The sequence below is a fragment of the Candidatus Proelusimicrobium excrementi genome (genome assembly GCF_937881865.1).
Classification (GTDB): Bacteria; Elusimicrobiota; Elusimicrobia; order Elusimicrobiales; family Elusimicrobiaceae; genus Proelusimicrobium; species Proelusimicrobium excrementi.
The window spans coordinates 1-22,750 of record NZ_CALGEO010000165.1 but is presented as its reverse complement, the minus strand read 5'-3'; the positions used below and the strand labels follow the sequence as shown (position 1 = coordinate 22,750).

20 protein-coding genes are annotated in these 22,750 nt (G+C 43.0%); 12 read left to right on the top strand and 8 right to left on the bottom strand.

All coding sequences use genetic code 11. From position 1 onward, the window contains the following. Both ACQY26_RS07460 and ACQY26_RS07455 read right to left on the bottom strand, forming a co-directional pair. Window positions 1-1,934 (bottom strand): hypothetical protein (locus ACQY26_RS07460; RefSeq protein WP_428048591.1); only part of this gene is annotated, 1,934 nt, incomplete at its 3' end. A 164-nt stretch (window positions 1,935-2,098) separates the two neighbouring features. After that, window positions 2,099-2,341 (bottom strand): hypothetical protein, encoded by a 243-nt coding sequence (locus tag ACQY26_RS07455; RefSeq protein WP_428048589.1) that lies wholly within the window; start codon window positions 2,339-2,341, stop codon window positions 2,099-2,101. Between the two features lie 165 nt (window positions 2,342-2,506). Between ACQY26_RS07455 and ACQY26_RS07450 the strand changes: the two genes are divergently transcribed. From ACQY26_RS07450 to ACQY26_RS07440, 3 genes are all read left to right on the top strand, one after another. After that, window positions 2,507-3,133, top strand: a complete 627-nt coding sequence (locus tag ACQY26_RS07450) for a hypothetical protein (RefSeq protein ID WP_428048587.1) — start codon at window positions 2,507-2,509, stop codon at window positions 3,131-3,133. A 24-nt stretch (window positions 3,134-3,157) separates the two neighbouring features. After that, on the top strand, window positions 3,158-4,285 hold the full coding sequence (locus ACQY26_RS07445) for an outer membrane beta-barrel protein (protein WP_428048585.1): 1,128 nt from the start codon (window positions 3,158-3,160) through the stop codon (window positions 4,283-4,285). 230 nt (window positions 4,286-4,515) lie between these two features. Further along, window positions 4,516-4,710 carry a hypothetical protein gene (locus tag ACQY26_RS07440; RefSeq protein ID WP_428048583.1) on the top strand — a complete coding sequence of 65 codons (195 nt, stop codon included), beginning with the start codon at window positions 4,516-4,518 and terminating at the stop codon, window positions 4,708-4,710. A 136-nt stretch (window positions 4,711-4,846) separates the two neighbouring features. Here ACQY26_RS07440 and ACQY26_RS07435 read toward each other — a convergent pair whose 3' ends face one another. From ACQY26_RS07435 to ACQY26_RS07415, 5 genes are all read right to left on the bottom strand, one after another. Then, the gene (locus tag ACQY26_RS07435) at window positions 4,847-6,175 is read right to left on the bottom strand and encodes a hypothetical protein (protein WP_428048581.1); all 1,329 of its coding nucleotides are present in this window, start codon (window positions 6,173-6,175) and stop codon (window positions 4,847-4,849) included. Between the two features lie 15 nt (window positions 6,176-6,190). Beyond that, the gene (locus tag ACQY26_RS07430) at window positions 6,191-7,582 is read right to left on the bottom strand and encodes a hypothetical protein (protein WP_428048579.1); all 1,392 of its coding nucleotides are present in this window, start codon (window positions 7,580-7,582) and stop codon (window positions 6,191-6,193) included. 135 nt (window positions 7,583-7,717) lie between these two features. After that, entirely contained in the window at window positions 7,718-8,758 is a 1,041-nt protein-coding gene (locus tag ACQY26_RS07425) for a hypothetical protein (protein WP_428048577.1), read from the bottom strand. Next, window positions 8,751-10,073: a sugar transferase gene (locus tag ACQY26_RS07420; RefSeq protein ID WP_428048575.1), complete on the bottom strand. Its 1,323-nt coding sequence runs from the start codon at window positions 10,071-10,073 to the stop codon at window positions 8,751-8,753. Before ACQY26_RS07420 ends, ACQY26_RS07425 begins: the two co-directional genes overlap by 8 nt. After that, entirely contained in the window at window positions 10,070-11,017 is a 948-nt protein-coding gene (locus tag ACQY26_RS07415) for an SDR family NAD(P)-dependent oxidoreductase (RefSeq protein ID WP_428048573.1), read from the bottom strand. Before ACQY26_RS07415 ends, ACQY26_RS07420 begins: the two co-directional genes overlap by 4 nt. A 51-nt stretch (window positions 11,018-11,068) precedes the next feature. Between ACQY26_RS07415 and ACQY26_RS07410 the strand changes: the two genes are divergently transcribed. From ACQY26_RS07410 to ACQY26_RS07370, 9 genes are read left to right on the top strand one after another with little or no spacing between them, the layout of a single operon-like run. Further along, window positions 11,069-11,881: a glycosyltransferase family 2 protein gene (locus ACQY26_RS07410; RefSeq protein ID WP_428048571.1), complete on the top strand. Its 813-nt coding sequence runs from the start codon at window positions 11,069-11,071 to the stop codon at window positions 11,879-11,881. 3 nt (window positions 11,882-11,884) lie between these two features. Then, complete coding sequence (locus tag ACQY26_RS07405) at window positions 11,885-12,985, top strand: glycosyltransferase family 4 protein (protein WP_428048569.1); 1,101 nt, start codon at window positions 11,885-11,887, stop codon at window positions 12,983-12,985. Beyond that, window positions 12,982-14,067 (top strand): EpsG family protein, encoded by a 1,086-nt coding sequence (locus tag ACQY26_RS07400; RefSeq protein ID WP_428048567.1) that lies wholly within the window; start codon window positions 12,982-12,984, stop codon window positions 14,065-14,067. Before ACQY26_RS07405 ends, ACQY26_RS07400 begins: the two co-directional genes overlap by 4 nt. Next, entirely contained in the window at window positions 14,067-14,945 is an 879-nt protein-coding gene (locus ACQY26_RS07395) for a glycosyltransferase family 2 protein (protein ID WP_428048565.1), read from the top strand. Before ACQY26_RS07400 ends, ACQY26_RS07395 begins: the two co-directional genes overlap by 1 nt. Before the next feature lie 35 nt (window positions 14,946-14,980). Further along, window positions 14,981-16,024 carry a polysaccharide pyruvyl transferase family protein gene (locus ACQY26_RS07390; RefSeq protein ID WP_428048563.1) on the top strand — a complete coding sequence of 348 codons (1,044 nt, stop codon included), beginning with the start codon at window positions 14,981-14,983 and terminating at the stop codon, window positions 16,022-16,024. Next, window positions 16,021-17,220 carry a polysaccharide pyruvyl transferase family protein gene (locus tag ACQY26_RS07385; protein ID WP_428048561.1) on the top strand — a complete coding sequence of 400 codons (1,200 nt, stop codon included), beginning with the start codon at window positions 16,021-16,023 and terminating at the stop codon, window positions 17,218-17,220. Before ACQY26_RS07390 ends, ACQY26_RS07385 begins: the two co-directional genes overlap by 4 nt. A 1-nt stretch (window position 17,221) precedes the next feature. Then, a complete protein-coding gene (locus tag ACQY26_RS07380) occupies window positions 17,222-18,754 on the top strand; it encodes an oligosaccharide flippase family protein (RefSeq protein ID WP_428048559.1) in 1,533 nt (510 codons plus the stop codon). Beyond that, window positions 18,729-19,889, top strand: coding sequence for a Coenzyme F420 hydrogenase/dehydrogenase, beta subunit C-terminal domain (locus tag ACQY26_RS07375; RefSeq protein WP_428048557.1), 1,161 nt, complete (start codon window positions 18,729-18,731; stop codon window positions 19,887-19,889). The genes ACQY26_RS07380 and ACQY26_RS07375 overlap by 26 nt, the downstream gene beginning before the upstream one ends. Then, complete coding sequence (locus ACQY26_RS07370; RefSeq protein ID WP_428048555.1) at window positions 19,886-21,085, top strand: Coenzyme F420 hydrogenase/dehydrogenase, beta subunit C-terminal domain; 1,200 nt, start codon at window positions 19,886-19,888, stop codon at window positions 21,083-21,085. The genes ACQY26_RS07375 and ACQY26_RS07370 overlap by 4 nt, the downstream gene beginning before the upstream one ends. Before the next feature lie 92 nt (window positions 21,086-21,177). Here the strand turns inward: ACQY26_RS07370 and ACQY26_RS07365 are convergent. Beyond that, the coding region (locus ACQY26_RS07365) for a polysaccharide biosynthesis tyrosine autokinase (protein ID WP_428048553.1) at window positions 21,178-22,750 on the bottom strand (1,573 nt) is incomplete at its 5' end.

The window sequence follows — 22,750 nt, the reverse complement described above, 5'->3', positions numbered from 1 at the left end:
GCCGCTTGAAGGGCTTTTTGTTCTTTTGCCTGCGCAAGGCGCGCTATATTTTTTACCCTTAAGTCCTTTTGAAGTTTAGCCGCCTGCACCGGATTGGTTTTCAAGCCGACGCCGCTTCTTATTTTAATGCCTAATCTTAAAAAGCTTCTTTTGGCCGATATATAGGGCGCGAGGGCTTGGTAATTGGCCCTGATAAAGTTGATTCTGGCGGCTTGGTTTGATATCTTTGCCGCTTTTACGGCGGTATAGGCCGATTTGCTTAAGCTGACGGTTTTCCTACCCAGTTTTATAAGCCCGGCGCAGCCCCACAGCGTCAAAACGATATCGCCTGAAAACGCCGCCCTTTTAAGATAACCGAAAGCGTTTTTACGCGTTTTCTTGGCGGATTTTTTCGCCGCGTCGGTTACGGCGTAGGAGCCTAAAGACGCTTTTATGGAAGGATATCTTAACTCAAGGCCTTTGTCTAAATCATATTCCTGTACGGCGTTTAAATCGCCGAAGTTCGTATTGGCCAGTTTTAAAGCTGCGGAAGCGGAAAAGGCTTCTTTCGCGCCGGTTCTTTTGGAAAGCAAAGCCCCAGCTAAAAACGGTTTTATGGGCCGCTTTGCGCCCGGTCCGTAGCGGTAGAGCAGGCCCAGACTGCGGCTTCTGCCGTCTTGAGATAGCAGCTTGGCCAAGTCCGTAAAAACATTGCCGTAAGAATGGCTTAAAGCATACTGAGTTTTTTGAGAAACTTTGCCCAAGAAACTGCCGTCGGCTTCCTCGGCGCGCTCGGCCCAGTAGGAAATGTTTATTTTTTCAAGGAAGGAAGCGCCCTCTTGTTCCTGTTTTGTGTATCTTGAGAGTATTCTTTCCAGATTCCCCCAGCCGTCTTTTGCCAAAATTACGGAAAAAGAAGCCGCCAAAATCTGCCCGAAAGCTGCGCCCTCTTCACTTCTGTAGATAAGATTTTCGGCCGCGGAAAGAAACTTTGCGTCCCCTTTTTCAGAGAATACCGCCGCCGTCATAAGGCTTTCTATTAAATCTTTGGCCAAAACGCGGGCGACTTTCTTTTTTGACTCCCCGGAAAGAACGCCGAGTTCAAAGGCGTCAAAGTTTTGTTTTTGCAAACGCGCCATATTATAGGTATATATCTGTTTCGCTTCCTGCGCGCCGACGGCTTTTTTGCCGTTAAGTTCCAAATCCTTAAGTAAAGCCGCGCTCTCGAACGATAAAGCCTGAGCGCCTATCGCTTCGACGTAAGCGCGTACTGTTTTATATGCGGATTCCTCAACTTTCGCACGGTTTGCTTTGCGCCAGGCTTTTTCAGCCTTGGCTTCTTTTACGTATTCCTTATAAACTGTTTTGGCGGGATAAGCGGCCAGTATTTCCCCCTCAAAAGCTTTTTGTGCGTTTGCATAGGGAACTTTCGTTTTGCCTTTGCCAAGTTCAAGCGAGATTTGCCTGACATAGTTCAAATACGCTCTGTTAAAAAGGTTGAAATCCATAATCTGCGGTTCTTTGAGCCAAGAAGCCAAAAAAGTCTGCATGGAAGTTTCAAGCCAGGCGATGTTTTTTGCTTGGGAAACTTTTACATACATGGGCCACATATCCCCGTAAGAGGCTTGAGCTTTGCCTCTGGCGGCTTTGACGGATTTCGCTTGGGAAGAAGATTTTACTTTGTTTATTTCTTCTTCCGCGGCCAAAGTTAAAGCGTTTTCGTAGACGTTTCCGCTTTCCCCGCGTTCATAAGCAAGCTCTATTTTTTCCGACGCGGAAGCTATTTGCGCCGCGTCCAGCCCTTTCCAAGAAAGGCCCGCGCCGGGTTCATTATATCCCAGCGTTAAGAATTCGCCGCTGTACGCAAGCGAAGGGACGCTTAATTGCGTCAATATGCACGCCGACAGTATTATTGCCGTTATTTTCTTTATTGCGGCGTTTTTCAGTGTTTTCATACATTTCCACCATTTTTAACAGGGCTTTTTAATTTTTTCTTTTCTTTTGCGCCCTTTTCCTTTTTTGCGGGTTTTGCCCGCGTAGTGCTGACTGCATAAAAAAGTAAGATCTGCATTTCTTTTTGATTTGCAGATCTTAACATTAATAAAAATAAAAATTTAAATTATCTTGTAAGTATCTGCGCCGTGTTTTTTTTAAGGGAAAGCCTGAAGCTAATGGTGTAATACATAAACATGGAAAGATTAAGCTTCAAGGTATTGTTCAAACGGCGCATAATAGAGGAAATATACTTAACGGAAGAAGCCCCTGCGGAAAACAAAAAAGCGAATACTCCGCAAATAAAATTGCGGGTATTGTTTTTTTCGTTCTGCTTTACTATATTATAGTTGGAACTTTTGTTACGCATAACTGAAACCTCGTTTCAAATATTATATAAAATTTTTTGAACGGGCGCGGTCTTTTTTTGCGGAAACTTTTTATCGCCTTTAAATATATAAATAAGGTTAAAAATTTAGTAAAATTTATTAAGATAAAGTAATTTGTATTACAAAACAACCAGGAGCAATAAGAAATGAAAAAAATAACTGCATTAATGTTCGCCTGTTTAATGCTTGCCGCGGTTTCAAATGCGGCGGTAACCGTTATGAAAGACGGTAAACAGGAAACGTTAAAAGATAATGCCGTGGTAAACGTAAACGGTTCAAGCGAAACCGAAGTCGATTACAACGGTTTGAAAGTGGTAATTCCCCAAGGCATAAAAGCCACTATCAGCCAAAACGCCAAAGGGCATATCATTATCCAGAGCGAAAGATTGTCAAACGTCAAAATAAGCAATCTTACCGTCAACAGCGACGGCAAAAGCACCATTACCGTGAATCCCGAAAGCTATACTTTAACAGTTAACTCCGGTAAAGAAGTGCGCATTACCAACGTAAACGGGAAAACCTCTTCAATGACGGCCGGTCAGTCCGCCCTGATGGTTTCCTTCGGAACCAAGGAAGAAGCCAAAGAAGAAGTAAAAGAAGAAGTAAAAACCGTGAAAGAAGAAGCCAAACCGGCCAAAGCCGCTAAAGCTGATGCCGCCGAAGCAGCCGCTTCCAATGTGCCCGCTTTTGTTCTGCCCGGCAGCGAAAGCACGGCAAATCAGCAGGTTTCCCAGAACGTGGAAGAAACTTTAAGTCCTTCCGCCCCCAGGTAATTACAGGAGATTTTTTTGACAGATATGAAAAAGTTATTATTATTGGCAGTATGTTTGTTTGCCGTTAACTCCGCTTTCGCCGGGGATGTAAAATTCCTCGTTTCCGAAGACTTGAGCTACGACGACAATATTTACCTTACCGACGGTAATGAAAAGGATTCTTTCATCAGCTCCACAAAAGCCGGTGTAAATTACAGCAATCCTATTGCCGGCACCGGTTTAAACTTAAGCGCCACCGCTTTGGGCGGCTATGACGCTTATACCGAAGACAACGGCAAAAACGGCTTTTGGAACGCTTACGCCAATGTCGACGTAAAAGGCGATACGCTTAATATCGGCGACAGCTTCGTCTACACTTCCGATCAGGCCAACTCCGAACTTACCGAAAGAGCGAAAAGATTAAACAACAATGTTTATTTTTCCGCCAGAACCTCTAAAGAGAAAACTTTCGGCCTCGGCGTAGTGGCGAATGATTCCTACGATTATTATCTTGATAATCCCTGGAAGTATGATTTGACCCGCAACCGCGTAAATGCCGGCGTACAGGCTTTTTACAACATTTCAGCCAAAACCAGCGCTTTTGTTGAATACGTCTATACGAACATCGCTTACAGGGATAATACCGACAGCGATTCCGACGGCAGCACTTTTGCCCTCGGCATAGAAGGCAAATTGGCACCGAAAGTTTCCGGCGTGGCCAAAATCAACTATGTAATGCGCGATTGGAGCCACGATATCGAAGGTTACAGCAGCTATGAAGACTTGCTCGGTTACTATGTAGCCGTCGAATGGAACCCCACCGCCAGAAACACCGTCCGCTTGGCCGGAGAAAGAAAGTTTGAAGAATCCGTTTATGAAAATAACAGATACTTCGCAGATACTTTGGTTTCCTTATACGGTTCTCACAAACTTACCGACAAGTTTACCGCCGGTTTAACCTTAGCCTATGAAAACATGGACTATGACCGCGAAAACAATGCCGGCAAGAAAAGAAACGACGATCTTTTCACCGTACGCCCGGAACTCGGCTATCAGTTTAAAGAGTGGCTTTCCGCCGGCGCTTGGTATCAGTGGAGAACCAGAAACTCCAATACCAACGGCAATGACTATGACAGCAACAAAGGCGGCGTTTTCGTAAAAGCCATATTCTAAGTTCTGTTTAGTTTTTAAAAGCCCTCCGAAAGGAGGGCTTTTTTATTGGTTAGTATAGAAAACTCCCTTTTAACGTCAGGCGTAGCCTGACCTACGTTTATTTGACCTATTTGCAAGCAGTTAAAGCCCCCATCAGGAGCGTTTATAAAGCTTGATTTTTATCGTAAATCACGGGTATTTGTCCGAATAAAAAAGAGTCGGCTGCTACATACGGCAATTGACTCTTTTTTATGACTTGTGCCTGTGTGATAGATTCGGGTAATGTTTCCACTAACTGTTCAAACACAACTTGCCCCAGCGGTCAACATGGGGTTGATTCTCTTACGGGATGTTGCTGCGAATATGACAACTGCGGCAAAACCATATACGGACAGGTGGTGGCGTGTAGATGTATGGCTGGAGAAAATACCGGCATAGTCTTATAGTTTTAAATAATTTGCCGGGATAAATCCCGGCTCTCCACTAACCGCCCCGCCTAAGCGTAAGCAAAGGCGGGGATTTCACAATAAATAAACCCCCGGGCTTTTGGCCCCGGGGGATTGGAGGATAAAGCTAAGAACTTTATTTGCTCGGCCAAATAATGCCGTTGACTTCTCTTGGGTGGCGCAGCCTTCTTATGTTTGATTTCTTATCAATATTCTGTATAGCCTTTAAAGCTTGGATAAGTTCAGGCGTTCTTCTTACAAGCCTGCCCGTATTGGTATCTACGACGTTTGAATTCTTCTGATAATGTTTTTCCCCTTCGGAAATTACCGTTCTGGTAAAAACCTTTTCGTCAAAGCTGACTTGCTGTTCGTCGCTGAAAAGGCTGATTAAGTCCAAAAGGGCCAAATCGTATCTGTAAGAGTCTGTACTGTACTGAAGTTCGTTTTTGATTACAATTAATCCGTGCAGGCGGATAATGGCTTCCTCTTGGGCGATGTCGTCAAGCCAGCGCGTGTTCGGCGTTACTTTGGGTTTGTTTGGAACAGAGCATTCTACCGTACACTCATTGGCGATTGCGCCTTTTGCCGCGGCTTCGGCCAATCTCTGTGCATACTGATTGTTGCTGATATAGCTGTATTTTATAAGACGGTCGGTAAGATCATCATAAAGATTATCAAGTATTTCGCTGCCCAAATAGGTCGCTATTTCCAGCATGACTACGGCCGCGATAGTTTTGGTTAAACTGATACTTGCCGTTGCGGTAATAAGCGTGCCTCCGGCGGCCGTTCCGCCGAACCAAGCCGCTCCGCCTACGCAGCCGGCCGCGCCGCAGGTATATACGGCGGCTACCGCCATAAGGCCTAAAGCTATGCCTTGAAGGCAGCTGCGTCCGAATTCTTTAACTTCCGCTTTGCGAAGCTCTTTAATATAACGAGGGTTCTTTTTAAGCAGTTCCCCTATGGTTTTGGTTTCGCTTTCCATGGCTTTCATCACCTGATAAGGCGTATGACTGCGATAGGAACTTCTTCTGTAATCTTTAATTGCGGAGTTGTATTTTGCCCACGCCGGATTGATAAAAACGTCTTTTGCAAAGCCTTTTGTATCTTTGGCTTTAGGGTGAAGCTTTTTCCAAACATAAAGCGCGTCAAAATAGTTTAGCCCGTCATATACCGCCGCGGGATTAAAAAACGCTAAGGATACCCTTTCGTCAAGTTTCTTTCTCTTGGCGGCAAATTCCGCATCCATTTGTTCTTTTGTTTTGAAGGTGGTGCCGAAAGGGTTGAGGGGACTATTAAAAGTATTTCCCCACCCGTTATGATTGTATTGATAATTATTGAATCCGTAATTATTAAACTGATAATCGTTTTTCGGTATCGGCTTAGGCCTAGGCTGGGCACTTACCGGCACGGAGACCGTAAGTAAAACCGCGCAAAGCAAGAGTGAAAGACTTTTTTTAATGAACATTACCATATCCTCCCGTTATTTTTTAAATCTTATGAATTCCGCGTGGATTTGCCTTTCCACACGGGTGTTATCCGCAGGAAGCGTAAGATCGCGTTTTATCTGTCTGTTAAAGTTTACTTTATCTTGATTTAAAGCGTTTTGATATACGCGTTTAAGGCCGCCGATATAATCTGTGCGGGCTTGATTGTTTGTTGCCAAAGTGTGCATACGCGCGGACCATTCTTCTGCATAAGGAAGAAGTTTTTCCGCCGAAAGGGAATTGTTGCTTTCGCTTTCAAAAAGTTCCGCCAACATATTTTTTACTTGCGGCCCGCCGGCATAAACCACACCGATATTGGCCGGGTTTTGATTTACGGCCGTTAAAACTTCTCTTTTTAAAGCCGTTCTGTTGGAAACGGCCCTTATTACATCCTGCTCTGCTTGTGCAGACGCCGCATTTGCATTAGCGGCAAACACCGTCATAAAAAGCCCCGCGCCTATTGCTAAAGGAAGGACGGATTTTAAAGCTTTCATATTGCGTAGTACACTAGTGGAAGCCGCGCGTGCGTCTCTGCTCAAAGCTGATGCAAGCGCCGGATCCGTCTGGCGGACTATGGCCATAACTTTATTTAATTCTTCTTCACCCAAAGCGTAAGATATTGTGCGGCGTGCGCTATTATGCATTTTTTTAAGTTCAAGGATTTCTTTTTCAGCCGCCCGTATCTCCTTGCGCCACAATTCAACTTGTTTGCTGGCTTTATAATCAGCTTTTCTTATCCAATATTTATTGTGTGATATCTGTTCTCTTAAAGCAGAAATTCTGCCGCCGCTTATGCTGTGGGCGTATTCGACTTCCGCCGATAATGCCAAAGAAACGGCTCTTTTTCTGTTAATAGTTAGGTTCTTCTCTATGCTTTTTACCAACAAAGCAAAATCTTTTTCCCCTTTTTCAAGCATTGTAAAAGCCGCTTTGTTGAAAAATTCCGGCTGAGCTTTCAGTACATTTACCGCCGAAAGCGGCGTTTTCCCGCCGGTCAGCGCTCCGACGGTTTCTTTAGTATAAGCCAAAGAAAACGGGTGATTTTTCATTCTGCCCCAATCCGATGCGGAAAGTACCCTGTAAATACTGTCTAAAAAATTGGTATCGGCTGATTTCTTCTTGAGTACTTTGGTTATGAATTCTTCCTGAGCTTTTAAATTTGCTCTTAAAGAGGCCAGTTCAGCCGCTTCGGCGTTTGGGCTGTGAATTATATAATGTTCGGCGGCGGAAACATATTTGTTGATTTCGTCTGCGAAAGATTCCGGCCAAATTTCATAAAGTCTAATCATTTGTTCAAAAGAATTTACAGGGGGCTGGGCATTTGCGTAAATCCCCGGGTTTGGAAAAACCACGGCTAAAATCATAATTAAAGACAGTAACTTTTTCATTCTGAGATGCTCCATAATAGTATTCTTCTTATTATTATATAACTTATTTGAAAGGACAAACAGAGACTTTCTGCCTAAAAGCGGGTGGGTCTAAAGTCCTAAATTTTACAGAAGGAAGCCGACTCCCCTCCGGGGTTATTTTGCTTTGCTCCTTAGTATCGTTACGGAGTGTGGGGCGAGGGCTTTCGTTTTTGCTCTGTATAAGGCTTTATAAGTTTTTTGCATGAATTCTTCCGGCAGGGGTTCCTGAACTTCTGAGAGGTTCAGCAGAAAATCGTAATAATATCCCTTATATAAACGCCTTTGCGCCAAAATATTTGCGGAAGTTTTCCCAGGAGCGGGCAATATTTCCCCCTTTTCAAAAATCGGAAGAGTTTTGTTAAGTTCTTTTACGGCCGCTTTTAATCTTTTCCAATACTCGGGGGAGTATTCCGGCAAGGTTTTGCCGTTTACGGTAAAAGTATAGAAAAATACGCCGTTTATTCCGCGTATAAGCCCGTGATAAGCCATAAAGAGCATTTCGTCTTTTTCCGGGAAGCGGCCTATTCTTTGATCGTCGGGACGGTATTGTTTAAAGTCTTTCCAGTCAAAAGCCTGTATTACGCCCCATAAAGGCTTATCCGCCATTTTGTTTTTTGCAAGTATCTTTTTTGCGTCTTCTATCTGTTTCCCGAAGGAACTTAAATTCAAATGCGGCACGGGATACCAATCAACCATAAGTATATCGGCGGATTTGCAATAGTTTTCAGCGTGGGATCCCTGCCCTACAACCACCGCCGTTTGCCGCCCGGGGAAGGCCTGTTTGGCTTTTCCGTCCAGTTTTTGGACGTTCCTCCAGCTTAAACGCGCTACATCCGGCTCGTCATACAGGTATAAAGCCAAAATCGGCCATTTGTTTGCGTTTGCAAGTTCGCTTGAGTTTATAAGTTTATCTGGGTATATAAGCATTTTAAGGCCGTTTGCTTCTGCGGCTTTGGCCAAGGCGGAAAGCTCCTGCGGGGCTTGTTTATAAGTCTGCATGCAGTTAAAGCCGGCTTTCTTGACGGTTTTTACGTTTTGCGGGGAATTTACGTCATAAATGCACAGAGGCATTGCCCCGGCGTTTAAAACGGCGAGTAATAAAACGGCGGCGGCCGATAATGAATAAAGACCGCTTTTTAAAATAATTTTAATCAAATTTCTTATCCTTTATAAACGCTCTTTTTGCGGTTTTGAACATAATTTCCACATCCAAAAAGAAAGAGCGGTTCTTTATATACCAAATATCATAACAAAGCCGTGTTTTTGCCGAGTCAAACGTGGAATCCGGGATATGTTCCATATTTTTTAAATTCTCTTGCACGCAATATGTCGGCGGAGCTTTAAAGTTAAGCTGGGCCCAGCCCGTAAGCCCCGGCTTGATAATGCTTCTGATATTATGGCACGGAAGATATTTGTTAAGGAAGTAATATTCGTCGTTCCAAATCGGGCGCGGCCCCACTATGGAAATATCCCCCTTAAAAATATTTATGAGCTGCGGAATTTCATCGAGTCTGAAACGCCTGAGAATATTGCCCGTTTTGGTTATTTCTTCGGTTCCTGGCTTCATGGTGCGGAATTTATATATGAAAATATTTTGTTCGTTTTTGCCGATTCTTTCTTGGAAGAAAAACGGAGATACGCCGTCCACCCATTTAATCATAAAATACGTAACTATGCCCAGCGGAAGCAGAACGGGCGTGAGAATAAGGCAGAAAATTATATCCATAGCCCTTTTTATCACAGGGTAAAAATGTTCCTGCTGGCGGGAAGCCACCCCGCGCAATATCCAAATATTGTCTTTAAGGCTTCCTTTGCTGGAACATTTAAAAAGTTCTTCGTGAAAGTTGTAATCCGTGGTTAGAAGTACGCCTTTGTTAAGGAATTTGGTAGATATTACGGCCCAGGCGTTTTCCGTTTCCTGAAGCATTTTGCTGCCCATTATTATCAAATCTACGTTATCGGGGCTGATTTTTTGCGCTTCTTGCGGCGTTTCAAAACGGCCCAGCAGTTTGTAGGCGCGGCTTTTGCGCAAGGTCTTTTCAATAAGTTTTAAGGTGTCGCTTTTGCCGAGCAGAAGTATTTTTTGGCGGTAAAAAGTGAGCGACGCATATGCTTTCCTGGTAAAGTATATATAAGAAAAGTAAATGATAAATACCGATATAAGAATGAGCTTTGGCGTCGCCATATTAAATATTGACGCGCCGAAATAAATCCCGAAAGCCGAACCCAAAAGCGAAATGGCGAAAGCTATTATTGTATTGCGGTAATCCAGCCTTTGCATTTTGATAAGGCTGAAGTCGTAAAAAGAAAACACCCACAAAATAACGCTGCACAGCATAAAAGCCGGGGCAAGAGTTTTTATCGTAGGCAGAAAAAGATAAGTATGGCATACGCCGTAGCGCAGAGTTACCACTATAAAAGTGATAAGAATAAAAGCCAGCAAATCAAGTATAAAAAACAATATCCTCATCGGGCGGTTCCTTTAGCAGTTTTTTTGGTTTGAAGCATTGCTTTAAGGCCTTTTTCAAGTGTAAATGCCGGCTTGAATCCCAATTTTTTTATTTTGCTTATGTCCGCGCAGGATTTCTTTACGTCCCCGGCCCTCTTCGGCTTAAATACGCGTTTGATTTTCTTGCCGTATAAATCTTCTATTAAAGAGGCTAAACGCAAAAGCGTATATGTTTTGCCCGATGCTATATTGTAAACTTCCCCCGCTTTGCCTTTTTGCATGACCAAAACGGTGGCTGCGACTATATCGTCGACAAAGACAAAATCCCTGCTTTGTTTGCCGTCCCAGTCTATACAGAATTCTTTGCCTTGCTGCGCGCATTGCATAAATTTGGCTATTACCGCCGCGTAAGGGGAATTTGGATTCTGCCCGGGCCCGAAAACGTTAAAATACCTTACGATTACGGTATTAAGCCCGTAAGCTTTGTTATACATTTTTAGGAGTTTTTCCCCTGTCAGCTTGCTAGCCGCGTAGGGAGAGCGACAGTCTGTATGGCCCTCTTCCCTGTAGGGCATTTCTTTGCCGTTGCCGTACACCGCGCTTGAAGAGGCCAAAAGTACCTTTTTTACTCCGTTTATCCGCGCGGCTTCAAGCACGTTGTTTGCGCCTTCTATATTGATTTTTTGCGTCTTCCGCGGATCGGACATGGACTGGGCTACGGAAACAAGCGCGGCATGGTGGTAAACGTAATCCACGCCTTTAAAAGCCTTTTTCAGCCGATTAAAATCGGTTATATCCCCCTTAATAACTTTAATTTGCTTTTCAATATCTTTAAGATTATCAAGAGAACCGGAAGAAAAATCGTCAAAGACGATAACATTATGTCCTTTTTTTACAAGAGTATGTGCGATGTGGGAACCTATAAAACCGGCTCCGCCTGTGATTAAGGAGGTGCTTTTCTTCATAGAAAAATTATAGCATTTTTATTGCACCCCCATAATGATATAATATATAAAATGAATGAACTTAAATTTTCGGTATTGATGTCCGTTTATCATAAGGATAATCCCACTTGGTTTAGGGAGGCCCTGCATAGCGTGTTCAACCAAAGCTGCCCCCCGGCAGAGGTGGTTTTGACTGCGGACGGCCCTTTAACCGAAGAACTTGAAGCCGTAATAGACGAATTTAAGGATAAACTCAAAATCGTCCGTTTGGAAAAGAATATGGGCCTCGGCGCCGCGCTTAACGCCGGCCTTAAGGAGTGCTCTTACCCGTTGGTGGCCCGTATGGACAGCGACGATATTTCCCTTCCCGACCGTTTTGAAAAGCAGATTAAAGCCTTTGAAACCGATAAAGATTTATCCGTCTTGGGCGGAGCGATAAGGGAAATCGACTCCGAAAGCAAAGAAGAAGTTTCTTTCCGCAGACTGCCGCAAAGCGACGCCGAACTTAAAAACTTTTTAAAAACAAGGTGTCCGTTCAACCATATGAGCGTTATGTTCCGCAGGGAAGCGGTTTTGGAGTGCGGCGGTTATATCCCCCTGCATTTAATGGAAGATTATTATCTTTGGGCCCGTATGGCCGCAAAAGGATGCCGCTTTGCGAACTTGGCGGATATTTTGGTAAACGCCCGAACCGATAAAAATTTATACTCCCGCCGCGGCGGCTGGAAGTATTTTAAGAGCAATAAGGCCATAGCGGATAAAATGCTTTCTTTGGGGCTTATTTCCCTGCCTGTTTATCTGTTTAATTTGGCCGTGCGCTTTTGCGTCCAGGTAATTATGCCCAATAGTGTCAGAAGCATATTTTATAAAAAGGCTTTGCGCTGAGTCATGAAGAAAATCGTTTATATCATTTCCACTCTTAAAAGAACAGGGCCGACCAATATTTTGGCGGGGACGGCTTTGAACTTGGATAAGAAACTTTTTAAACCCGCCGTAATTACCCTTTCCCCGGAAGAAGACGAACAAAACTCCTGGAAACCCGAACTTGAAAAGGCCGGCATAGAAGTGCGCTGTCTTAATTTAAGCCGCTTAAAAGGATTTTTATACGGCGGACGCGCTTTAAAGCGCGCGGCGGCGGAACTTAACCCGGATATAGTGCATACGCATTGCTTCCGTTCGGCGGTGTTTTCCGCATTGTATTTGGGGCGGTATAAGCGTATTGCAAGCGTCCATTGCGATTATGAAGTCGATTTCGCTTTGGCTTACGGCAAAATAAAAGGTTTCGTGATGTCAAAAATTTTTAAAAGGGCTTTGTCGGCGGCCGATAAAAGGGTTTGCTGTTCTGAAATGCTTAAGGCCTTGTTTAGGCGCAAATATCCAAAAACAGAATATCTGTATGTAAACAACGGGGTGGACGTACAGAAATTCGCCCCGGCGGACGATAAATCGGCTTTGCGCCGCTCGCTGGGCCTGCCCGAAGATAAAAAGATTTTTATTTGGGCGGGCGTGTTTATACCCAGGAAAGATATTTTATCTTTCGCAAAGGCTTTGCCGGAGTTAAAAGAAGAAGACTCTTTTTTTATTCTTTGCGGCGACGGCCCCATGCTTAAACAAACTGAAGATTTGCTTAAAGGCCGCGGAAATGTCCTTTTTGCCGGGCATGTAAACAATGTGCAGGATTATTTCAAAGCCGCGGATTTTTATGTTTCAACGTCCCTTTCCGAGAGCTTTCATCTTACCGTTTACGAGGCCATGGCCTGCGGCGCGCCGGTCATACTTAGCGATATTGAGGCTTACTGCAATCTGAAAGGCAGCAAAGCGGCGGCTTTTTTTGAACCTGGCGACTATAAAGCCTTATCTGCGCAAATGTTCCGCGCTTTGGACGGCGGTTTTAAAGACTGCGGGGACACTGCGGTAAATACCGTAAGGCAAAGCTATACATTGCAAACCATGGCGAAAGGCTATCAGGATATTTATTTAAGCTTATGATATATTTCCTTGCGATATATTCCGCCGCGGCGGCTTTAAGTTTTACGGATTTTTCCCCCAAACTCCGCAGAGTGGGAGCGTTTTTCTGCATAATTTTACTTGCCATGCTGGCGGGGTGGCGCAATATGGGCGGAAGAGATTTTTACATATATCAGGATATTTACTACGGGCTTCAGCTTAACTATATGTCTTCGGAAGCGGGATACGCTCTGCTTAACAATTTATTTTCTTTTTTGGGCTTTTCTTTTAACGGTTTCTTATTTTTTTACAGCTTGATTTCCATAGCGGTATTGGTCGCTTTCCTTGAAAGGCATGTAAAATATCCCAAGTTCGCCTTACTTTTTTATATGGCGTGCTATTTCTTTTTTTATAATATGGTTCTTAACAGGCAGATGCTTTGCATGTCTTTGGCGTTATGGGTGGTTTATTTTTGGGATAAGAACAAACCTCTTTCTTTGATTTGGCTTTTTACAGGATTTTTCTTTCACCAGTCGATAATAGTTCTTCTGCCTTTCTTATTTGCTTATGAGGTGTTAAAAAGGACCAAAGGGATAAAATGCTGGGCCGCTTTTTTTATCCTGTTTATTGCCGTAACCGCAGCCCTTTCGCCTTTGCAGTTTATAAGTTTGGTTTCCTCCGTGCCGGGGCTTTCATTTATATCGGGGCGTACATTGGGATATTTGGAGCACGCTTCGGGAACATACAGTTTAAATGTCGTAGAGTATATAAAAATGGCCGCGGCTTTAATGATTATACTGCCTTTTATAAAAAGGATATGGGCCTCGCGGGAGAACAGAATTTGGCTGTTCTTGTATTTTTCCGGCGTTATACTTTTGTTTTGGACGCGTAATGTGGAAATTTTGTTCCGTATTTTCGTGTATTTTGATTTAAGTTTATTGGTTCTTATACCTTTGGCTTTGAATATTTTTATATTGAGGATTCCCAAGGTTCAACGTAAGAGCCTGCTTGTGCTAATTTACGGTTTTATCGGGTTGCTTACAATAGGCGCAATACTGTACCGCACGGCAAAATTCGGCGACGGAGCCTTTTGGTCTTATCAATTTTATTTCTTGGATATTTAATGATAACAGTATTTACCCCCGCTTATAACCGCGCTTCAACGCTTGAAAGGCTTTATAAAAGCCTTAAAGCACAGACTTGCACGGATTTTGAGTGGCTTATAATAGATGACGGCAGCACGGACGGCACGGAAACCGCGGCGCGAAAATGGCTTGCCGAGAAAAACGCTTTTACGATTCGTTATATAAAAACGGAAAACGGCGGTAAACACCGGGCGATAAACGCAGGCGTCAAAGAAGCGCGCGGAGAAGCCTTTTTTATAGTCGACAGCGACGACTGCCTTCCCCCCCGGGCCGTTGAACGTATAGCCGAAGTTTTTGCTTCAGTGGCGGAAGACGTACGCTTTGCCGGAATTTGCGGTTTAAAGGCCGACATAGGCTCAAAAAAAGCTTTATATAACAGCGCGGAAGCCGAGGGCAAAGATTGTTCCATGCTTGATATCCGTTATAAGTATCATATAAAGGGCGATATGGCGGAAGTCTTCAAAACGGAAGTTTTAAAGGAATATCCTTTCCCCTGTTTTGAAGGAGAAAAATTCCTAAATGAAGCCGTAGTATGGAATAAAATATCCGAAAAATATATTATGCGCTATATAGGCGATATTTTATATTATTGCGAATATCTGCCCGGCGGGCTGACGGCTTCCATACGCAAGCAGTACAGAAACAGCCCCCAAGGCGCAAAGTTGTTTTACGGCGGTATTGCCGAAGATAAAACCATGCCTTTAAAAGAGAGAATAAAAGCCTCTATCCTCTATTGGCGGTATTTATGCGTTAATGGGGAAGGGTATAGAAATACGCCGTTATTTTCGCTAGTATTTTGGACAACGGGCGTGTTTTTTTATTTTATTGACTGTTTAGAATACACAAAAAAACATTAACAGTTATTAGTATTATTCCATAGGTAAAATCAATTATGAAGAAACTACTGATATTAACATATGTTCAAGCGGAAAATTATGGCGCCCTCTTGCAGGCATATGCTTTAAAAAAGGCCATATTTTTATTAGGTGGAGAAGCTATAGTATTAAACTATAAAGGCCTGTTTGCCGGAATCGATATGAAACAAATTATCAAAAAAATTTGTTTCCCCATCTGGAATTTTAGGGTAGGGCGCAATTTTAAATCTTTTAGAGACATTATTTTAAAAAACTCTTTGCCGCTAAAGCGCGATAATTTGCCTGCCCTAAATGACAAATTTGATGCTTTTGTGGTGGGCAGCGATCAGGTGTGGAATTTCTTTGGCAACGGTTTTGATACTTCTTACCTATTGGATTTTGTTAAAGATAAGGATAAAAAATATTCTTACGCAGCAAGTTTCGGAAGAAATAAGATTACACCTGCGGAAGAAACTTTAGCAGCACCTTTTCTTAAGCAATTTAAGGAAATTTCAATAAGAGAAATTGGCGGAATTGCTTTAGCTGAAAGGCTATCGTCCAAAAAGGTAAGAAGAGATATCGATCCAACCTTACTTTTGACTAAAAAAGAGTGGCTTGAAGTTGCGCAAATGCCTAATAGGGAAGATTATATATTGCTTTACCTTATGAGCCATAATTCCAAAATAATAGAATACGCAAAGAAATTAGGAAGAAAGAAAGGTTTGAAAGTGATAATGATAACTACTTCGCCTGTTCCAAGGATGGGGATAGAAGTGTTGACAGTGATTCCGCAGCAGTGGCTAGGATATTTTGTTAAGGCGAAATATGTAGTAACCAATTCTTTCCACGGTTTGGCGTTTTCAATCAATTTTAATAAGGATTTTTTTGTGGATTTGCTTCCCCCTCCTTCAAAGGTCAACTCCCGCTTGGAAAATCTGCTTGAGTTGACGGGACTGAAAGGGCGTCTTATAGATAATATCGGCGATAATTATGATGCCGAAATTTCTTGGGCAAAGGTCAACTCCATAATAGAAAAGGAAAGAGAAAAATCTAAAGGTTATTTAAAGAGGATATTAATATGATGAAAAACTGTTTAATATCAATAGGTGCGGCAAAATACAATATGGGGTCGCAAATGCTGCTCAGGGGAATAGTGCAAATACTTAAGGAAAACGAAGCGGAATATATCGCGGTTTCTTCGGCCGATATTAACGCCGGGGACAGCCTTGATATTCCCTTTGCAGACAAATATATTCCCCGTCAATTTGGCTGGACAAAATGCTGGTTGATTTTAAAATTTAATGCGGCAATAAACAGGTTCCTGCCTTTTTTGAGAGAATTTTGGACACGGATTCAATGTTTTCCTTTGATAAGTGAATTTTATAACTACGACACCATAATATTCGTCGCCGCGGATAACTACGATTACAACAACAGAAAAAATATTCTTGACGTTTTGACTTCTTTTGCCGTTGCGCAAAAGAATAAACCGACTGTGGTTTTATACGATTTTTCCATAACCGATAAGAACATAACCAAATATCTAAAGGCAACCTGCGCTAAGGCTGATATTTTAAGCGCGCGCGACAGCCTTTCCTTCAATAATCTGATTAAAGCGGATATAGATAAAAATCTGTATTTGATACCAGATCCCGCGTTTATAGTTTCTCCCTTGCGGACCGCTTTGCCAAATGAGTTGGAAGGCAAGAAGTTTGTTTGTGTCAATTTAAGTTCTTTGGTAACGGGCAGAACCGGTGGAAAAAACGCATTTGCGGTTTTAAAAGCGTATGAAACTTTGATGCGAGGCATACTTTCGCGTGAAGATTTGAACATATTGCTTATTCCTCACGTAATGCGTGGGGCTGACTTAAAGGTGTTGAAAATTTTATTTGAAAAATTTAAAAACACAAACCGCGTCTTTTTGATTTCCGACGAGAGTTTAAACGGACCTCAGCTTAAATACATAATATCCAAAAGCGAGTTTTTCATAGGGGCTAGAACCCACGCAACAATAGCGGCGTACAGCTCCTGCGTGCCTACTTTAGTCTTAGGATATTCCATAAAATCGCTAGGTATAGCGCAAGATCTCTTCGGTTCTTACGAAGACTATGTTGTTAATCTTAAAATTTTGCAGGGAAACACTGATATTTTGGCGCAGAAATTCGATTTGCTCTACTCCAAACGTGCTACAATAAAAAAGCGTCTGGAACAAATTATGCCGCAATATGTTCAAAACGCCAAAAATATAGGTAAAATTATAGCGGATTTTAGGAAATAAAATGAATCAAAGGAAAGCTGGCGCGATATTGTCTTACATTGGTATTGCCTTAAATACCGTGGTGGGCTTTTTATTTACCCCGCTGCTTATATCCTTTTTGGGCAAAGATCAATACGGACTTTATCAGCTTGTAGGCTCTTTGATAGCGTATCTTAACATAATGGATTTAGGGCTTTCCAACACGACTACAAGATACTACTCGGGCTACAAGGCGGTCAATGACGAAATATCCGCGGAAAATATTTTGGCGTTAAGCGGTATTTTGTATGCTGGCGTTTCCATTTTGATAATACTTGCGGGTTTGCTTTTGTTTCATTACTTTATTCCGTTGTATTACCATACTCTTTCCGCGCAAGAGATTGTTTTGGTCAGAAATATGTTTTATGTCTTGCTTTTGAACTTGGCCATAGTGATACCCTCCAATGTTTTTACGGCTATAATAACCGCTCATGAGCGTTTTATATTCGCTAAGGGGCTAATATTGTTCACAACACTGTTTAGGCCTCTGAGCGTAGTGGCGTTTTTGTTCTTTTTTAACTCCGTAATGACGGTTGTAATAGTACAGACGCTGTTTAATATCTTTGTGGCGCTTTTAAGTGTATGGTATGTATTGGGTAAGTTGAGGGTAAAATTTAAACTTCATTATTGGAACGCCAAATTGGTAAAAGAAATACTGACGTTTTCCTTTTTTGTCTGTATCCCCGGCATAATCAGCATAGCGTATTGGAAAACGGGGCAGGTAATCTTGGGGGCGGTAGCGGGCGCTGGTGCGGTGGCGCTATACGCCACAGCCATACAGATAGCGCAGGGATATATGGCGATGTCTTCTTCTATGGGCGGGATATTTTTGCCGCAACTTTCCGCAATTAACGCTAAAACGGACGATATGACCGAAATAAACGCCATTTTCTTAAAAACAAGCCGCCTGCAGTATTATTTTATGTCTTATATTTTTCTAGGCTTTGTTTTATATGGGCGGTCTTTTGTAAACTTATGGGTAGGGCCGGAGTTTAAACAAGTATACTCTTACTCTTTGATATTGATGGCAGGCTTGTTCGTCTGTCTAGTGCAAACTACGGCTGTGCCGATTATACAAGCTAAGAATAAACACGCTTTTAGGGCGGTTTTGTATGCGGTATTGGGGGTGATAAACATTATAGTTTGTATTCCGATGGCAAAGAAATACGGAGGTATGGGCTGTGCGATAACGACAGGTTTATCCCTACTGACAGGCCAGACGATAATAATAAACTTTTACTATCATAAATTGGGGATAAAAGTGCTAGAGCTGTTTATCGAGATGATAAAAATTATCCCCTATATGCTTATAGCGTTTTTCGTGTTTTTATTTGTTGGTTTGCTATGGGACAACGGCAAGATAACGGGTTTCATTTTGCAGGGCGCGATGTTTTCGGCTGCATACGGTATTATTTTATGGTTTTTTGTATTTAACCAATACGAGAAGGACTTGGTAAAAAAAACGCTTAATTTAATTTCTGGGGGGCTGTATGATAAATTTAAAAAAGAAAGCTGATTGCTGCGGCTGTGGGGCTTGCGTGAGCGCGTGTCCGAAAGGGGCCATATCTCTGCACTATGATGAGGAAGGCTTTTTATATCCCGCCGTTGATAAAGATTTGTGCGTAAATTGCGGTCTTTGCAATAAAGCATGTCCCAAAGAAAACGAGTACAAGAGAAATACAACCTACGCTTACAACTTTTTGGGAGCCTATAACAACGATAAGGCTCAAGCTAGGGCCAGTTCTTCCGGTGGGATATTTTCGCTTTTGGCACAGCACATTATATTGCAGAAAGGAGCGGTATATGGGGTTGAGTTGTTGGATGACTTTAAATTGGTTCACAGTCGTGCGGATTCTTTGGACGGATATTTAAAATTCAGGAAATCCAAATATTTGGAAAGCAATACAAATAATGTTTTCCGCAAGGTAAAAGAAGATCTGAACATCGGTTTAAAAGTTCTGTTTTCCGGGACGCCTTGCCAAGTGGCGGGGCTGCATTCCTTTTTAGGCAAGGAATATGAAAATCTATACACCTGTGATGTGGTTTGCCACGGAGTACCATCCAGAATGGTTTTTGACAAATATATAGAGGAGTTAAATAAAAAACAGAAATCCAAAGCTGTAAGTGCTTGCTGGCGCGATAAAGAAAACGGTTGGTATCCCAACAAAGTAACTATCTTTTTTGAAGACGGATCCAAAAAATCTACTACTTCAACCAATAATCCTTATCAGGCAGGATTTTTGCATAATTTATATCTTAGGCCGTCGTGCTATGTTTGTAATTGGGCAAAGCTGCCCAGAGTGGGTGATATCTCTTTGGCGGATTTTTGGGGATATAAAGGCCCGTTACTTAACGATAACGAAAACGCCGGCATTTCCATTGTGGTGATATCTTCAAAACAGGGAGCGGAACTGTTTGATAAGTGTAAAGACAAGATAAATTTCCATCCTGTTTCTAAGGAAGAAGTTATGCTTAGAAGTCGCCACATTTATAAACATCCAAAGGCTAAGGCGGAACGAGCATTGTTCTTTAAAGACTTGAAAGAGAAGGGGTTTTACGAGTCAGCGGAAAAATATTTATATTCTAAAGATTACGCGCTCTGTCGTTTTTTCTTTAGAGTATTGGATAAACTTAGGGATATGATTAAATGATAAAAATTAAAGATAAAACAAAATGCTGCGGATGCAGCGCCTGCGTTAATATCTGCCCGAAGACATGTATCCGTATGAAAGCGGATGACGAGGGCTTTGCCTATCCTGAGGTTAATACGGATTTGTGTATAAATTGCGGCCTTTGCGAAAAAGTCTGCCCCATAATAAACAATAATCCGGAAAACGAAGTCAAAACGGTTTACGCCGCGGGGCATAAGTCGGCAAAGATAAAAACATTAAGCTCTTCCGGCGGTATGTTCAGCCTGCTGGCGGAGCATATCTTAAATCAAGGCGGCGCGGTGTTCGGCGCGGCTTTTAACGGAAATTGGCAAGTATGCCACAAATATGCGGAAACTATGGAAGACTTAGATAAATTGCGCCGCTCAAAATACGTTCAAAGCGATATAGGCGACTCTTTTAAAACCACTAAAGATTTTTTGCAAAAGGGCCGGCAAGTGCTTTTTACCGGCACGCCCTGCCAAATAGCCGGGCTTAAAAATTATTTGGGCAAAGATTATCCCAATTTGCTTACGGCGGATATCATCTGCCACGGCGTTCCGTCCCCCGCGGTATGGGAACGCTTCCTTGCGGAAACCGCACCGGCTTCAAATATATCCGCGGTTGATTTCAGGCATAAGCGTTTCGGCTGGGACTCTTCCTATCTAGCCATAACCCTTAAGGACGGGCGCAGCCTGCCGGAAGCGAACGGAATTTTAAAATATTTTAAAAGCTTTTTATATCGTTCTCAAGGCAAACTTTTCCGTTTGATTTATCGCCTGCCTTATACTATTTCCAATATGTATGAAAGGCCTTCCTGCCACGCCTGCGCTTTTAAAGGCAAGCGCAAATATGCTGATTTTACCATGGCGGATTTATGGGGCGTTAAAGAAGTTATGCCGGATATGTATGACGAAAAGGGCGTTTCCCTGTTAATGGTAAATTCCGCCAAAGCCGAGGCCGCTTTTAAGGATTTGGCGGTGAACTTGCTTTATAAAGACATTTCTTTGGAGGCCGTCTCTAAATATAATCCTTATTTTCTCCGCTCCACTTCCCCCTCCCCTTGCCGGGAAGAGTTCTTTAAATCTTTCCGCAAAGGCGAAAGCTTTTATAAAATTATGTCCCGCTATAAAAGGCGCGGCGTAAAAGGGCTTTTGCTTAAGCTTCTACGCCTTGCCGGCGGCGCAAAAATATTATAAAAATAATATTCCCCGGCGTGGCCGCGGAGGTTTAGTTTTCAGCAATAAAAAAGGCCGGCTTTTAAACCGGCCTTTTAATCCGTAAAACTGGGCTATTTATCTTCGTAATAGCCGTAGCTTTTTTTATAATATCCGTATTTGCCGTAGGCAAGGCCCTCGGTCTTGTAATGGCCGATAACCGCGCCCAATATCTTAATGCCGGCTTTGTTAAGTTTGTCTATACCGATTTGCGCTATGCGTACATTGGTTTGGCCGCAGCGTACAACAAACACCGCCAAAGGTATGTATTTGCCCCATAAAAGGGTATCGGATACGGGCACAATCGCCGGACAGTCGATTATAACTTGGTCATAATTCTTTTTGGCCCAGTCGATAAAATCGGCCAGTTTAGGCGTATTTAAAAGTTCCGCCGGGTTTGGCGGCCTTTGCCCTGCCGTCATTACAAACAGGTTGGGAACATCTTTTACGGGCTGAATATTGGCGGCGTAAGCGGCTTTTTCCCCTTCGCTCGTCCAAATATTGCTGAGCCCCAGTTCGGGCGAAAGACGGAAGGTTCTGTGCAGGCTGGAGCGGCGCAAATCGCCGTCCACTATAAGCACCTTTGAACCGGCCTGAGCCAAAGCCACCGAAAGATTGGTGGAAAGATTGCTTTTGCCTTCGCCTTGCAAAGAGCTGGTTATAAGTATCGGCGCATTCGGTTCCTGCGCTTTTGCGAAAGCAAGCATCGTCCTAATATTCCTTACGTTTTCCGCCAGCAGGAAATTGCCTTTTTTAAGCATAAAAGCGTATTCCGCTTCGTTCTTTTTAAGTTTTTCTTTGGGAACGAAACCGAGGAACGGCAATTTTAATTTGTTTTCCAAATCTTCGGAATTCTTAACGGTTTGATCAAAAAACTCCATTATAAAAGCGAACAAAACGCCAAAAAGCGCGCCGGCGCAAAGCCCTATGGCAAGATTAAGCAGCTTTCTGGGGCGGATAGGCTTTTCCGGCATGACGGCATTATCCACTATGCGTATATTATTGCCGGAAAACTGCCCTGAAAGTTCAATCTTAATACTTTGAACTAGCCTTTGCGTTTCCAACGCAATTTTATTTTGTACCGCGGAAAGCTGCCTTTTTACAGAGATGACTTCCGGGTGGACGGCCGTGTACTTGGAAGAAAGCTCGGCCTGTTTGTTTAACAGTTCGGTTTCCTGCAGTTTAAGGCTTTTTATAAAGTCGCTGTTTACCACTTGCGGCATGGAGTTTAAAAGTTCCTGCTCGCCTTTGCTGCGCTGGGTGCTTTCCAAAGCTTTTATTACGTCTTGGCCCATTGAAATGCGGTTGCTGATGTTTTCCGCCACGAAAGTCTGCGCAATATTGTTGACGATTTCCGTCGCAAGGGCGGGATCGTAACTGGTGACAGAAAGGTTTACCAAACGGGAGCGGGCTATCGGCGATACGTCTATGGCCTTCGTCAGTTTTTTAAGGCCGGAAGGGTTTTCAAATTCCTCATATTGGCCTAAATTCATTTGGTTATATACCTTCTGCAGAAGATTGCGGCTTTCAAGCAGTTTGTACTGAGTGCGGTAATAGTCTTCCTCGGCGGTGAAAGACGTATATGGGCTTGTTTCCAGCTTGCCGGCGTTTTCCTGATTTATCATCATAAGGGCCGTGGCTTTGTAA

What these genes read in the sequence shown, in the direction of transcription:
- ACQY26_RS07455 (WP_428048589.1), bottom strand. Translation starts at nt 2,341, where the DNA reads ATGCGTAACAAAAGTTCCAACTATAATATAGTAAAGCAGAACGAAAAA.
- ACQY26_RS07450 (WP_428048587.1), top strand. Translation starts at nt 2,507, where the DNA reads ATGAAAAAAATAACTGCATTAATGTTCGCCTGTTTAATGCTTGCCGCG.
- ACQY26_RS07445 (WP_428048585.1), top strand. Translation starts at nt 3,158, where the DNA reads ATGAAAAAGTTATTATTATTGGCAGTATGTTTGTTTGCCGTTAACTCC.
- ACQY26_RS07440 (WP_428048583.1), top strand. Translation starts at nt 4,516, where the DNA reads ATGACTTGTGCCTGTGTGATAGATTCGGGTAATGTTTCCACTAACTGT.
- ACQY26_RS07435 (WP_428048581.1), bottom strand. Translation starts at nt 6,175, where the DNA reads ATGTTCATTAAAAAAAGTCTTTCACTCTTGCTTTGCGCGGTTTTACTT.
- ACQY26_RS07430 (WP_428048579.1), bottom strand. Translation starts at nt 7,582, where the DNA reads ATGAAAAAGTTACTGTCTTTAATTATGATTTTAGCCGTGGTTTTTCCA.
- ACQY26_RS07420 (WP_428048575.1), bottom strand. Translation starts at nt 10,073, where the DNA reads ATGAGGATATTGTTTTTTATACTTGATTTGCTGGCTTTTATTCTTATC.
- ACQY26_RS07415 (WP_428048573.1), bottom strand. Translation starts at nt 11,017, where the DNA reads ATGAAGAAAAGCACCTCCTTAATCACAGGCGGAGCCGGTTTTATAGGT.
- ACQY26_RS07410 (WP_428048571.1), top strand. Translation starts at nt 11,069, where the DNA reads ATGAATGAACTTAAATTTTCGGTATTGATGTCCGTTTATCATAAGGAT.
- ACQY26_RS07405 (WP_428048569.1), top strand. Translation starts at nt 11,885, where the DNA reads ATGAAGAAAATCGTTTATATCATTTCCACTCTTAAAAGAACAGGGCCG.
- ACQY26_RS07400 (WP_428048567.1), top strand. Translation starts at nt 12,982, where the DNA reads ATGATATATTTCCTTGCGATATATTCCGCCGCGGCGGCTTTAAGTTTT.
- ACQY26_RS07395 (WP_428048565.1), top strand. Translation starts at nt 14,067, where the DNA reads ATGATAACAGTATTTACCCCCGCTTATAACCGCGCTTCAACGCTTGAA.
- ACQY26_RS07390 (WP_428048563.1), top strand. Translation starts at nt 14,981, where the DNA reads ATGAAGAAACTACTGATATTAACATATGTTCAAGCGGAAAATTATGGC.
- ACQY26_RS07385 (WP_428048561.1), top strand. Translation starts at nt 16,021, where the DNA reads ATGATGAAAAACTGTTTAATATCAATAGGTGCGGCAAAATACAATATG.
- ACQY26_RS07380 (WP_428048559.1), top strand. Translation starts at nt 17,222, where the DNA reads ATGAATCAAAGGAAAGCTGGCGCGATATTGTCTTACATTGGTATTGCC.
- ACQY26_RS07375 (WP_428048557.1), top strand. Translation starts at nt 18,729, where the DNA reads ATGATAAATTTAAAAAAGAAAGCTGATTGCTGCGGCTGTGGGGCTTGC.
- ACQY26_RS07370 (WP_428048555.1), top strand. Translation starts at nt 19,886, where the DNA reads ATGATAAAAATTAAAGATAAAACAAAATGCTGCGGATGCAGCGCCTGC.